This is a genomic window from Cytobacillus purgationiresistens (genome assembly GCF_030813235.1).
GTDB classification, from domain to species: domain Bacteria; phylum Bacillota; class Bacilli; order Bacillales; family Cytobacillaceae; genus Cytobacillus; species Cytobacillus purgationiresistens.
Genome location: NZ_JAUSUB010000007.1, coordinates 185,655 through 198,317, shown reverse-complemented (window position 1 = coordinate 198,317; position 12,663 = coordinate 185,655). Strand labels below are relative to the sequence as shown.

Annotated in this window: 10 protein-coding genes; 8 read left to right on the top strand and 2 right to left on the bottom strand. The window is 39.6% G+C overall.

All coding sequences use genetic code 11. The features are described from left to right. Nucleotides 1-53: 53 nt before the first annotated feature. The gene (locus J2S17_RS10605; protein ID WP_307474683.1) at nucleotides 54-959 is read left to right on the top strand and encodes a nuclease-related domain-containing protein; all 906 of its coding nucleotides are present in this window, start codon (nucleotides 54-56) and stop codon (nucleotides 957-959) included. A 456-nt stretch (nucleotides 960-1,415) separates the two neighbouring features. Here J2S17_RS10605 and J2S17_RS10600 read toward each other — a convergent pair whose 3' ends face one another. Then, a complete protein-coding gene (locus J2S17_RS10600; RefSeq protein WP_307474592.1) occupies nucleotides 1,416-1,814 on the bottom strand; it encodes a hypothetical protein in 399 nt (132 codons plus the stop codon). Nucleotides 1,815-1,922: 108 nt separating this feature from the next. Further along, nucleotides 1,923-3,635 (bottom strand): Rqc2 family fibronectin-binding protein, encoded by a 1,713-nt coding sequence (locus J2S17_RS10595; RefSeq protein WP_307474590.1) that lies wholly within the window; start codon nucleotides 3,633-3,635, stop codon nucleotides 1,923-1,925. 207 nt (nucleotides 3,636-3,842) lie between these two features. Between J2S17_RS10595 and J2S17_RS10590 the strand changes: the two genes are divergently transcribed. From J2S17_RS10590 to priA, 7 genes are all read left to right on the top strand, one after another. Next, nucleotides 3,843-6,521, top strand: coding sequence for a cation-translocating P-type ATPase (locus J2S17_RS10590; RefSeq protein WP_307474587.1), 2,679 nt, complete (start codon nucleotides 3,843-3,845; stop codon nucleotides 6,519-6,521). A gap of 229 nt (nucleotides 6,522-6,750) precedes the next feature. Then, nucleotides 6,751-7,623 (top strand): YicC/YloC family endoribonuclease, encoded by an 873-nt coding sequence (locus tag J2S17_RS10585; protein WP_307474681.1) that lies wholly within the window; start codon nucleotides 6,751-6,753, stop codon nucleotides 7,621-7,623. A gap of 60 nt (nucleotides 7,624-7,683) precedes the next feature. Next, entirely contained in the window at nucleotides 7,684-7,947 is a 264-nt protein-coding gene (remA, locus tag J2S17_RS10580; RefSeq protein WP_066197016.1) for an extracellular matrix/biofilm regulator RemA, read from the top strand. 9 nt (nucleotides 7,948-7,956) lie between these two features. Beyond that, complete coding sequence (gmk, locus tag J2S17_RS10575; protein ID WP_307474585.1) at nucleotides 7,957-8,571, top strand: guanylate kinase; 615 nt, start codon at nucleotides 7,957-7,959, stop codon at nucleotides 8,569-8,571. 1 nt (nucleotide 8,572) lies between these two features. Next, on the top strand, nucleotides 8,573-8,788 hold the full coding sequence (gene rpoZ, locus J2S17_RS10570; protein ID WP_307474583.1) for a DNA-directed RNA polymerase subunit omega: 216 nt from the start codon (nucleotides 8,573-8,575) through the stop codon (nucleotides 8,786-8,788). A gap of 193 nt (nucleotides 8,789-8,981) precedes the next feature. Further along, nucleotides 8,982-10,193, top strand: a complete 1,212-nt coding sequence (gene coaBC, locus J2S17_RS10565; RefSeq protein WP_307474581.1) for a bifunctional phosphopantothenoylcysteine decarboxylase/phosphopantothenate--cysteine ligase CoaBC — start codon at nucleotides 8,982-8,984, stop codon at nucleotides 10,191-10,193. Continuing rightward, the gene (priA, locus tag J2S17_RS10560) at nucleotides 10,190-12,604 is read left to right on the top strand and encodes a primosomal protein N' (RefSeq protein ID WP_307474578.1); all 2,415 of its coding nucleotides are present in this window, start codon (nucleotides 10,190-10,192) and stop codon (nucleotides 12,602-12,604) included. Before coaBC ends, priA begins: the two co-directional genes overlap by 4 nt. The last annotated feature ends 59 nt before the right edge of the window (nucleotides 12,605-12,663 follow it).

Genomic DNA, 12,663 nt, shown 5'->3' with positions numbered 1-12,663 from the left:
ATTGATTCTGTGGTATTTTTTGTATATAGAAAAGAAAGGATGATATGTATTTGATGATTGTAAAACCTCGATCTCCTGCCCCTCAGCTGACTTTTATGGAATGCCTGAACAACCATCTGGATTTATCTCTTAAAGAAAAGCAATACTTAGAGAATTTGCGAAAAGGAGAAGTAGGTGAACGCGCCTGGGAAAAACAATTGAACACGCTAAGCGCTGAAGTGCTTATTCTCTATGATTTAACCCTAGAAATAAATCACACACTCTTTCAAATTGATGCTTTATGCATTTTTCAAAATGAAATTATCGCCTTTGAAGTAAAAAATTATCAAGGGGAATTCCACATCAAAAATAATCTATGGTACAGCTCGTCCTTAAATGAAATAAAAAATCCTCTTCTGCAGGTCAGACGGAATGAATCACTTTTAAGACAGATTGCAAAAAGACATAAAATAAGGCTGCCCATTAAATATCCACTCATATTCGTCCATCCCGAGTTCATGCTTTATGAGATTCCTCCCAATGAAAACATAATCTTAATTCCGCAGATCAGACGCTTTATAGAAACATTAAACAAAAAACCGTCTATTCTAAATAAATCACACCATCAAATCGCAGAAATGCTTATTTCAATGAATATTCAAAGAGATGATTATTCATTGAAATTTAATTATTGTTTTGAAGGGATGCGGAAGGGGATATGGTGCAACAAGTGTAATGGAAAGATAGTACGCTGGGGCAAAAGCAATTTATTTTGTGAACAATGCCAAACAGAAGAATCTATCGCGACCGGGGTTTTAAGAAGCATACAAAACTTAAAAATCCTCTTTCCAAGCCAAAAAATCTCAACCGCATTAGTCCATGAATGGTGCGGTGAACTAGCTTCTAAAATAACCATCCAAAGAATCCTGAAAAGAGATCTGAATAAGATGGGAGGCTCTAAAAATATTTATTATGTTTAATAGTGCATGCTGTTAAGGATATTTTTTGGTTTCAGGCAGAGAAACCATCTGAAAGCCCGAGTTCATGCGATATGAGATAAGAATCCCTCATATTCTCAGCTAAAAAACGGATTTTACATGATTTGAGATAAGAATCCCTCGCATTCTCATCTGAAAAACGGAATTCACATGATTTGAGATAAGAATCCCCCGCATTCTCATCTAAAAAACGGATTTCACATGATTTGAGATAAGAATCCCCCGTATTCTCATCTAAAAAACGGAATTCACATGATTTGAGATAAGAATCCCCCGCATTCTCATCTAAAAAACGGAATTCACATGATTTGAGATAAGAATCCCCCGCATTCTCATCTGAAAAACGGAATTCACGTGATTTGAGATAAGAATCCCCCGCATTCTCATCTAAAAAACGGATTTCACATGATTTGAGATAAGAATCCCCCGCATTCTCATCTAAAAAACGGATTCACATGATTTGAGATAAGAATCCCCCGCATTCTCATCTAAAAAACGGAAATCACATGATTTGAGATAAGAATCCCTCGCATTCTCATCTAAAAAACGGATATCACATGATTTGAGATAAGAATCCCCCACATTCTCATCTGAAAAACGGAATTCACATGATTTGAGATAAGAATCCCTCGCATTCTCATCTAAAAAACGGATATCACATGATTTGAGATAAGAATCCCCCGCATTCTCATCTAAAAAACGGATATCACATGATTTGAGATAAGAATCCCCCGCATTCTCATCTAAAAAACGGATATCGCTTGATTTGAGATAAGAATCCATCCCATCTTCATCTAAAAAACGGAATTCACATAATCTCAGATAAGAATCCCCCACATGAGTCTAGGACAGTATTAAAGATTACATCCTAACAAGATTACTTAAAAAAACTCCCGAACCTGTTCATAATGGGAACAGCGGGAGTTTTTTTATACATTATTAATATTATTTTGCCGCCAGCCTCAATACAATGTCTTCATCAGGCGTGACATATACAGTCTGCTGGTTGTCGTATATAACGAATCCTGGTTTTGCTCCGTTTGGTTTCTTTACATGTCTGACGAGTGTAAAATCGACAGGTACAGAACTCGAACTTCTTGCTTTGCTATAATAGGCAGCCAGACTAGCAGCCTCAAGAATTGTATCCTCATGTGGCTCTCGGCTTCGAATGACAACATGTGAGCCTGGTATATCCTTCGTATGCAGCCATATTTCATCTCTAGCGGCTAATTTATTCGTTAGATAATCATTTTGTTTATTGTTTTTACCTACGATGATTTCGGTTCCATCAGAGGCAATAAAGTGATCTAAAACCGGTTTATGATTTTGCGCTTTTTTCGATTGTTTCTTTTGTCGCTCTTTCAAATAGCCTCCTTCAACTAATTCCTCTCTAATTTCCCGAATATCTTTTGGGGAAGCTGTTTGCACCTGTTGCAGCAGTGAATCAAAGTATGATACTTCTTCATTTGCTTTCTCCATCTGTTCTTGAACAATCGTTCGCGCATTTTTGGCTTTTTGATAGCGAGTGAAATATTTTTGTGCATTTTCAGAAGGCGTTTTTTGCGGATTTAATGGAATAAGGACGGTCCCGCCGTTTTCATCATAATAATTGCTTACCTCGATCTCCTTCATACCCTTTTGAATCGCATAAATATTTGCTGTGATGAGCTCACCAAAGAGTTGATGTGCATTTGCTTGTTCCGCCTCTTTGAGGGTTGCTTGCAGCTTAACAATCTTCTTCTCATTTTTCTCTTTTTCATTGATGATGTAGCGCTCTAGATCATTCGCCTGCTGTTTGACGCGATCTCGTTCTGCTTTGCCAAAGTAAAAGCGATCAAGCATCTCACTCAAGCTAGGGAAAGTCTTTGCTAGTCCTTTTATATGGTCAAGAGGATAAAGATAGAAATATTCTTTATCTGAGCCAAGTGTAATCGCCGGATTGATTTCTCCTTTTCTAACGCGCTCAATATGATCAATGAAGGTGGCTGGTACTGTGGATCTGTTTGCCAGACCTGCATGGAAAAGTACTTCCTTAGCAAACAACGGCGAAACTCCTGCGAAATTTGCGACAAGCTGCTTATCCATTTTTCCGCTATTAAAGTCTAATTTTCTTAAAATCTCTGTTTCATCAGCAGTGAATGGATCTTCTTTATTTTGCTTTGGTGGAGCTATATATTCTTGTCCAGGAAGAATCGCCCGGTGGCTGTTAACAGCATAAGATACATGCTTCACACTATCTAAAATAATATTGCGGGATTTATCGACAAGTGTGATATTGCTATGTCTGCCCATAATCTCCACAATCAGTTGCTTGTATGAAATATCGCCAATTTCATTTCTGCCTTTTACATCAAAGATGATGATGCGGTCAAGCCCGTCCTGACGTATGTCCTCTAAGATGAAGCCCTCAAGATGCTTTCTTAGCAACATGCAGAACATCGGCGCCTCTAAAGGGTTGTCATAGCTTTCATTCGTTAATTGGACCCGTGCATAGCTTGGGTGAACGGACAGCAATAATTTATGATTTTTTCCATTTGCTCTTATAACTAAAATGATTTCATTTTTATAAGGCTGGTGAATTTTATTAATTCTGCCCCCTTTAAGTGTTTCGGAGAGCTCTTCTGACATTGCTTTTGTAAATAAACCATCAAATGACATATGGAACATCCTTTTCTAGACTGAGTGTCTTTTCATTTTTCTTTTTAATGATAGCATAGCATTTTTTTGGACGAGACTGAATAAGCTTTCTGTAGAGTGATGAATGTAGGACAACTCTGCACAAGTATTATAGCAGTTGAAGCAGGTTGGTTCGCTAATCTATTAGTGAATTCTCTTAAAATGAAAAGGAGGAAGTGTGATGTCTGAATGAATTTCCATGAAATGGATACAAGAGAGGTTGAGGAAACGCTCAATGCCAATCGACATGATGGAATGACTGAAGAGGATGCGCAAAAGCGTTTAAAACAATTTGGCTATAATGAATTAGAAGAAGGGGAAAAGCAATCTGCTTTACTCTTATTTTTTAGTCAATTTAAAGATTTTATGACACTCGTGCTATTAGCAGCGACCCTGATATCTGGGCTGCTTGGTGAATATATCGACGCGATTGCAATTATTGCCATTGTATTGATCAATGGCTTGTTAGGGTTTTTTCAAGAAAGAAAAGCGGAGAAATCATTAAGTGCTTTAAAAGAGCTTTCCGCTCCGCAAGTCATTGCGCTAAGGGATGGAGAATGGAAAAAGATTTCATCTAAGGAAGTCGTAGTTGGAGACCTGCTTAAATTTATTTCAGGTGATCGAATCGGTGCAGATGTTAGAATAATGGAATCTAATAATCTTGAAATTGAAGAATCAGCATTGACTGGTGAATCTCTTCCTGTGTCAAAAACGGCCTCCCCGATCAAAACGGAAAACCCGGGGATAGGCGATATGGAGAATATGGCCTTCATGGGTACGATGGTTACTAGGGGAAATGGAGTAGGAATTGTTGTAGGTACAGGTATGAAAACGGCTATGGGACAAATCGCTGATCTTCTGCAAAGTGCAGAATCAATGACCACACCGCTGCAAAGACGTCTTGAACAATTAGGAAAGATCCTTATTGTCGTCGCCTTATTGCTGACTGTTTTGGTTGTTGCCATTGGGGTACTTCAAGGGCAGGAGCTTTATACGATGTTTCTTGCTGGCGTTTCTTTAGCCGTTGCAGCCATTCCTGAAGGACTGCCGGCTATCGTTACTGTCGCCCTCTCGCTTGGTGTTCAACGGATGATTAAACAAAAGGCAATTGTAAGAAAACTTCCTGCTGTCGAAACACTCGGCTGTGCTTCTGTCATTTGTTCTGATAAGACGGGTACTTTAACTCAAAATAAAATGACAGTCACTCATATTTGGAGCGGTGGGTCAGAATGGACCATTGATGGGGTAGGTTATGCACCAAAGGGCCACTTTTATAAACGAGAAAATCGCATTGAACCTAAAAATGATAAGGCACTGCAGCAAATGCTTATTTTTGGGATGCTATGTAATAATGCCGAAATCAAACAGAAAAAAGACGAAATCATTATTGATGGGGATCCAACGGAAGGCGCTCTATTAGTTGCTGGGATGAAAGCCGGTTATGATCGGACTCATTTGCTGAATCAATATGAAATCATAAATGAGTTCCCATTTGATTCAACAAGAAAAATGATGAGTATCATCGTCAAGGACCATACGGGCAGACGTTTTATCGTCACTAAAGGCGCCCCAGATATCCTTGCAAATATAAGCGATACAATTTTGTGGAACGGAAAGCGGCAAATCGTGTCAAAGGAATCCACTGCTCATATTCAGGGAGCGATAGAAGACTTGGCGTCACAAGCGTTAAGGACCATTGCCATTGGGTATAAAGAGATCTCTGCCAGTACTGTCATATTAGATGAAAAAGAGGCGGAGAAAAACCTTACATTCATTGGCTTACAAGGGATGATTGACCCTCCTCGTTCTGAAGTGAGATCTGCGGTGAAGGAATGCAAGGCTGCTGGAATCAAAACAGTAATGATCACAGGAGATCATGTCATCACAGCTAAAGCAATCGCAAAACAGCTAGGGATTTTAACGAAATCATCTAAAGTAATGGATGGGAAAACATTATCTGGAATGGATATGGAAGAGTTGGAGGCTCATGTTGAAGAGGTTTCCGTTTTTGCAAGGGTTTCACCTGAGCATAAACTAAAAATCGTTAAGGCTTTGCAAAATCGCGGCCATATCGTTGCAATGACCGGGGATGGAATTAATGATGCACCAGCGATTAAGGCAGCTGATATTGGGATTGCAATGGGGATTACTGGAACGGATGTCGCTAAAGAAGCGTCATCATTAATTCTATTAGATGATAATTTTGCGACAATCAAGTCAGCGATTAAAGAAGGCAGAAATATATATGAGAATATTAGAAAGTTTGTTCGTTACTTGCTTGCTTCAAATGTCGGAGAAATTCTCGTCATGCTGTTTGCGATGATTATGGCATTACCACTGCCATTAGTTCCTATTCAAATATTATGGGTAAACTTAGTTACAGATGGATTGCCAGCGATGGCCCTTGGATTGGACCGGCCAGAGGAAGATGTGATGAAGAGAAAACCTCGAAATCCAAAAGAAGGCATCTTTTCAAGAGGGTTGGGCTGGAAAGTAGTCTCACGCGGTTTCTTAATTGGAATTGTAACATTACTCGCCTTCATTTTTGCTTATGATGGTGATCCAGAAAAATTGGCCTATGCTCAAACCGTTGCTTTTGCAACGCTCGTATTAGCTCAGCTCATCCATGTCTTTGATTGCCGCAGCGAAAAATCTGTCTTTGCCCGCAATCCTTTTGGGAATAAATATTTAGTTGGAGCTGTTATTTCCTCTCTCCTCCTCATGCTTGTTGTCATCTACTGGGAGCCGTTGCAGCCTATTTTTCACACGATTCCAATCGTGCCTAGAGACTGGTTAATGATTGTCGGACTATCTGCTGTGCCAACATTTTTACTGGGCTTCACATATTTGGCAAGAAAAACGAAATAAAATATGATATAATCCTTAAGGTAGTAGAGCTTACTCTATTACCTTTTATTTTTTCGAGGCCCATAAATAAACCATTTTGAACTGATACATAATGTTTAATATAAATGACAACATTGCTTGTAGAAAGCAGGTTGCACAGTTCTTAATAACGATGATCAAGAGTGCCAGCATCATTTGTAAACAGAGAATACGGCACTTCACGCTTTTGCGAAAGGAAGTGTTAACAGCTATGGTGGCAAGCATGACAGGGTATGGACAAGGAAAAAAAGAAAATAAATACTTTTCCATTACAATTGAAGTGAAAACGGTCAATCATCGTTTTACCGAATATTTTTTGCGTATGCCAAAGCAGTTTCTTAAACTCGAGGATCAAATTAAGAAAAAGCTCGGCCAATATATAAAACGTGGAAGAATTGAAGTGTATGCAACGATTGAAGGAAGAGGCATGAATCGCCGAAAGGTCAGTATTGACTGGGAGCTGTTGGAAGAGTACTATCAATCCATTACACAAGTTAAAAAAAAGTATCAGCTAAACAGCGAGCCAGCCATCCAAGACTTTCTCAGGGATGATTTAATTAGCATCATTGAGGTGGAAGAAGGCAGTGAAGAGATTGATCAGATCATTCTGTCTGCTGTTGCGGAGGCAGCTGAAAAGCTGAAAAATATGCGATTAGATGAGGGATTGGAGCTTGAAAAGGATTTGCGGCACCAGCTTGATCTACTAGGTAGTTGTACTAAACGGCTATATGAGCTTGCGGATGCAGTCGTTAACCAGTATGAGGATCGATTGAAAAAGCGTATGCAAGAGTATTCTTCGGGTATGATCGATGAATCGCGCATTATCACGGAAGTAGCGATTTTCGCCGATAAGGCCGATATCAATGAAGAGTTAACAAGGTTAACCAGTCACCGTAACCAGTTCGCGAAAGCATTAGACCTTCAGGAACCGGTTGGAAGGAAACTGGACTTCATGATTCAAGAGATGAATCGGGAAGTCAATACGATTGGCTCTAAGGCTAATAATTCTACTATTGCTTCAGAAGTGGTTGAGATGAAAGGTTTATTAGAGAAGATGAAGGAGCAAGTGCAAAATATTGAATAGACGCGGTTTAGAACAGTGCATTAAAGGTCAAAATAGTAAACTGATGACGGGAGGACGCATATGTCAATAAAATTAATCAATATTGGCTTCGGTAATATCGTTTCTGCTAATAGAATCATATCCATTGTAAGTCCGGAATCTGCGCCAATAAAGAGAATCATCCAAGATGCCAGAGATCGAGGGGTATTAATAGATGCAACATACGGCAGAAGAACGAGGGCAGTCATCGTGATGGATAGTGATCATGTGATACTATCTGCGGTACAACCTGAAACAGTAGCAGCACGTTTAAATGACCGCGATGATATCATCGATGAAGGGTAGGATTTTTGAATGAAGGAAAAAGGATTATTAATTGTTTTATCCGGGCCCTCTGGTGTTGGAAAAGGAACAGTGAGGAAACAGATTTTTTCACATCCAGAGACGGCATTTGAATACTCTATTTCTATGACAACACGAAACCCGCGTGAGGGTGAAGTGGATGGTGTGGATTATTTCTTTAAGAGCCGCGAAGATTTTGAAGCTTTAATACAGCAAGATAAACTCCTTGAATACGCTGAATTTGTAGGGAATTATTACGGGACACCTGTGGACTATGTAAAAGAAACGCTTGAAAGCGGCAAAGATGTTTTCTTGGAGATAGAAGTACAGGGAGCAAGACAAGTAAGAGAAAAGTTCCCTGATGGCTTATTTATTTTCCTTGTACCACCAAGTCTTTCTGAGCTTAAAAACCGAATTGTGACAAGAGGAACAGAGTCAGAAGATGTCATTAATAATCGGATGACAGTGGCGAAGGAAGAAATTGAAATGATGAACCTGTATGATTATGTTGTAGAAAACGACCAGGTTGAATTGGCATGTGATAGAATTAATGCAATTGTTGTTGCTGAACATTGCCGAAGAGAACGAGTAGAGCCAAGATATATTAAAATGCTGGAGGTTGAATAAAATGCTATATCCTTCTATTGATTCATTAATGACGAAGATTGACTCAAAATATTCACTTGTATCAGTTGCGGCTAAGCGAGCGCGCAAAATGCAGGTGCATGCAAAACCGCTTCTTACTGATTATGTATCCCACAAAAATGTTGGTAAGGCACTTGAAGAAATTAATGCAAATGAACTTTTTTATCGTTTAGGTGAAAAAACTGATAACGGAGCGTAATGGATGAAGTACATCCACTCTGAAATAATAAAAATAACAACCTCTCAAGCAGGTTGTTATTTTTGTTATGGCTGGTAATTGCAGCACATAAATAGACAAAATCAAACTTTTCAACGTTTATTTGATGAAAAAATATATCTATTCTTGCATAATAAAAGATAGTATTGAAGAGTGAAGATGGAGGTACTAAAAAATGCTGAACGGTCAAAATATCCTGCTGTGTGTTACTGGCGGAATAGCGGTATATAAGGCAGCGGCTTTAACGAGCAAATTAACACAAACAGGTGCCAATGTAAAAGTCATCATGAGTGAATCAGCGATGCAGTTTGTCACACCATTAACTTTTCAGGCGCTATCCAGAAATGATGTGTTTACTGATACATTTGATGAGAAGGACTCAAAAGTGATTGCTCATATTGATCTAGCTGATTGGGCAGACCTTATATTAATTGCACCAGCCACAGCGAATATCATTGGCAAGCTGGCAAATGGTATTGCGGACGATATGATTTCTACTACATTACTTGCAGCAACTGCACCCGTTTGGATTGCACCTGCAATGAATGTTCATATGTATAGCCATCCAGCAGTAATGAATAATATCGAGACATTATATAAATTTGGTTATCGCTTTATTGAACCAGGCGAAGGCTATCTTGCTTGCGGTTATGTCGGTAAAGGAAGGCTGGAGGAGCCTGAAAAAATCATTGGTCATATTGCGCGATTTTTTGGAAGTCCAGAACCATTATTATTACAAGGGAAAAATGTGATTGTTACAGCTGGACCAACAAGAGAGAAAATCGACCCCGTCCGCTACTTGACTAACCATTCCTCGGGGAAAATGGGTTATGCGATTGCTGAAGAAGCGGCTTCCCTAGGTGCGAATGTACTGTTGGTTTCCGGTCCTGTTTCTCTTGATGCGCCTAAAGGTGTAAAGCTTGTGAAGGTGGAAAGTGCTGAAGAGATGTATGGTGCTGTTCTTGATAACTATGAAAATGCGGATGTGGTGATTAAAACAGCAGCCGTTGCAGACTATAAACCGAAAATAGCCTACGATCATAAAGTGAAAAAGCAGCCTGGAGAGCAGGTATTAGAACTTGCAAGAACAAAAGATATTTTATTAGAGTTAGGAAAAAGAAAAACCAAACAAGTACTCATCGGTTTTGCCGCAGAAACAGAACGTTTGGATGTTTATGCCAAAGGCAAGCTAGAAAAGAAAAATGCGGATATGATTGTGGCAAACAATGTAACGAATGAAGGCGCCGGTTTCGGTACAGATACAAATGTTGTGACTTTTTATAAGCGAGATGGGAGTGCAACTGAATTACCCATCATGTCCAAACGAGAAGTTGCAGCAAAGATATTGAAGGAAGCCTCTAAGTTATTAAAGGATGATCAAAAATGAACATAGCCAGCGTCATCGTTGATGTTCCAGCAAAACAAACAGATCGTCCATTTGACTATCTCATACCTGAGCATCTTATCGACGTCATCAAGCCTGGAATGAGGGTCTCTGTCCCATTTGGTCCTCGTAAAATTCAAGGGTTTGTCGTTGGATTAAAAAGCGAATCTCAATTTAATAAGTTGAAGAAAATTAGTGAACCACTAGACTTATCCCCGGTACTAAATCCGGATTTGCTTTCACTTGGAAATTGGCTGTCAGAACAGACTTTAAGCTATAAAATTTCAGCGTATCAAGCCATGCTTCCAGCTGCGTTAAAAGCAAAATATGAAAAAAAACTCAAGCTTGCAAGAGATATCGCAAAGGATCAGCTCCTAGAAGAATTGCAGCCGCTCTATGAAAAGATAGATACCATTACATGGGAGGAAGCCAAACAATCAGGGATGCTCTCCATGTTGCAGAAGGAAGCTGCAAAAGGTCAAATTGATATCGTGTATGAAGTGAAGGATAGAGTAAAGAAAAAGAAGCTGAAATCCGTTCATTCAATCATGTCTGCATCAGAGCTTGAGCACTACCGAAAATCTTTGTCTCCGCAAGCGAGTAAGCAGCTGAAGGTGATCAATTACTTTATCGAAAATCAGCAGCCAATTATCCTCCGTGAGCTTGCCAATCTGCTTAATATCTCAACATCGGTTATTAAAGAATTGGTGAAAAAAGGGGTATTAGCAGAACAAAACATGGAAGTATACAGAGATCCATTTGAGGATCGCGATTTTGCAAGAACACAGCCACTCCAACTAACTGACGAACAGGGCAAAGCTATTGCACCTATTCTTTCTTCAATAGAAGAATGGCGACATGAGGTTTTTCTTTTATATGGCGTAACAGGCAGCGGAAAGACGGAAGTCTATTTACAATCCATCCAAAACGTATTAGAGGCTGGAAAAGAGGCGATTGTGCTTGTGCCGGAAATTTCCTTAACCCCACAGATGGTTAAGCGGTTTAAAGGCAGATTCGGCGATCAAGTGGCTGTGATGCACAGCGGTTTATCTGCCGGAGAAAAGTATGATGAATGGAGAAAAATCCAAAGAAAAGAAGTGAAAGTGGTTGTCGGGGCAAGGTCGGCCGTTTTTGCACCATTTGAAAATCTGGGGATAGTCATTATTGATGAAGAGCATGAAACAAGCTATAAGCAAGAAGAAAATCCTAAATACCATGCAAGGGATGTTGCGATTGAAAGAGCGTTTCAAAACAACTGCCCTGTCATTTTAGGAAGTGCCACGCCTTCATTAGAAACGTTTGCAAGGGCAAAAAAGGGAGTTTATCAGCTTTTATCCTTGCCAAAACGAATGAATAATCAAGAGATGCCAGCTGTCGAGATTATTGATATGCGTGAAGAGCTTCGTTCCGGCAATCGTTCGATGTTTTCAAGTGCTTTGCTTGAAAAGCTGAAAGACCGACTGGAGAAAAAGGAGCAAACCGTATTATTTTTAAATAAACGAGGGCATTCTTCCTTTGTGATGTGCCGAGATTGCGGCTTTGTAATGAATTGTCCTAACTGTGATATCTCCCTTACGTACCATCGATACAGCCAGCAAATGAAATGTCATTATTGCGGGCATGAAGCAGGTGTTCCATCGGTCTGTCCTGAATGTCAAAGCGAGCATATTCGCTATTTTGGAACGGGTACGCAAAAGGTGGAGGAAGAGCTTGTTAAAGTCCTTCCAGAAGCCAGAGTTATTCGCATGGACGTGGATACTACAAGCAGAAAAGGTTCTCATGAGAAGTTATTGGATCAATTCGAAGAAGGTCAAGCCGATATTTTGTTGGGCACACAGATGATTGCGAAGGGACTTGATTTCCCTAATATCACCTTGGTTGGTGTATTGTCTGCCGATACAATGCTACATTTGCCAGATTTCAGGTCTTCTGAAAAGACCTTTCAATTATTAACGCAGGTGAGTGGAAGAGCAGGCCGTCATGAGTTGCCGGGAGAGGTCATCATTCAAACATATAGCCCTGAGCATTATAGTATTGAATTGGCTTCACTTCAGGATTTTGACCGTTTTTATGAACATGAAATGACGATGAGGAAACTGCATAAGTATACACCATTCTATTATATATCTCTTATTACTGTGAGTCATGAGCAATTAATGAAGGCAGTTTCTGTTACAGAAACCATCACCTCCTATGTTCGTTCGAAACTGACATCAAGTGCAATCGTTTTAGGTCCAGTCGCTTCACCGATTCCCAGAATCAATAATAGATATCGGTACCAATGTTTGATAAAATACAAACGGGAGCCTGAGCTAAATCAGGCGTTAAAAACGGTTTTGGATCAATATCAGCAAGAGATGTCTTCGGGAGGGCTTCAAATCGCAGTGGATGTGAACCCATTTATTTTAATGTAATCCTGCAATTTGATTCGAAACAATGTTATGAAGTTAGTGGAAATAGTTGAGACTATATA

Bases quoted from the DNA above. Each gene is read 5' to 3' on its own strand.
- J2S17_RS10605 (WP_307474683.1), top strand. From the start codon at position 54: ATGATTGTAAAACCTCGATCTCCTGCCCCTCAGCTGACTTTTATGGAA.
- J2S17_RS10595 (WP_307474590.1), bottom strand. From the start codon at position 3,635: ATGTCATTTGATGGTTTATTTACAAAAGCAATGTCAGAAGAGCTCTCC.
- J2S17_RS10590 (WP_307474587.1), top strand. From the start codon at position 3,843: ATGAATTTCCATGAAATGGATACAAGAGAGGTTGAGGAAACGCTCAAT.
- J2S17_RS10585 (WP_307474681.1), top strand. From the start codon at position 6,751: ATGGTGGCAAGCATGACAGGGTATGGACAAGGAAAAAAAGAAAATAAA.
- remA (WP_066197016.1), top strand. From the start codon at position 7,684: ATGTCAATAAAATTAATCAATATTGGCTTCGGTAATATCGTTTCTGCT.
- gmk (WP_307474585.1), top strand. From the start codon at position 7,957: ATGAAGGAAAAAGGATTATTAATTGTTTTATCCGGGCCCTCTGGTGTT.
- rpoZ (WP_307474583.1), top strand. From the start codon at position 8,573: ATGCTATATCCTTCTATTGATTCATTAATGACGAAGATTGACTCAAAA.
- coaBC (WP_307474581.1), top strand. From the start codon at position 8,982: ATGCTGAACGGTCAAAATATCCTGCTGTGTGTTACTGGCGGAATAGCG.
- priA (WP_307474578.1), top strand. From the start codon at position 10,190: ATGAACATAGCCAGCGTCATCGTTGATGTTCCAGCAAAACAAACAGAT.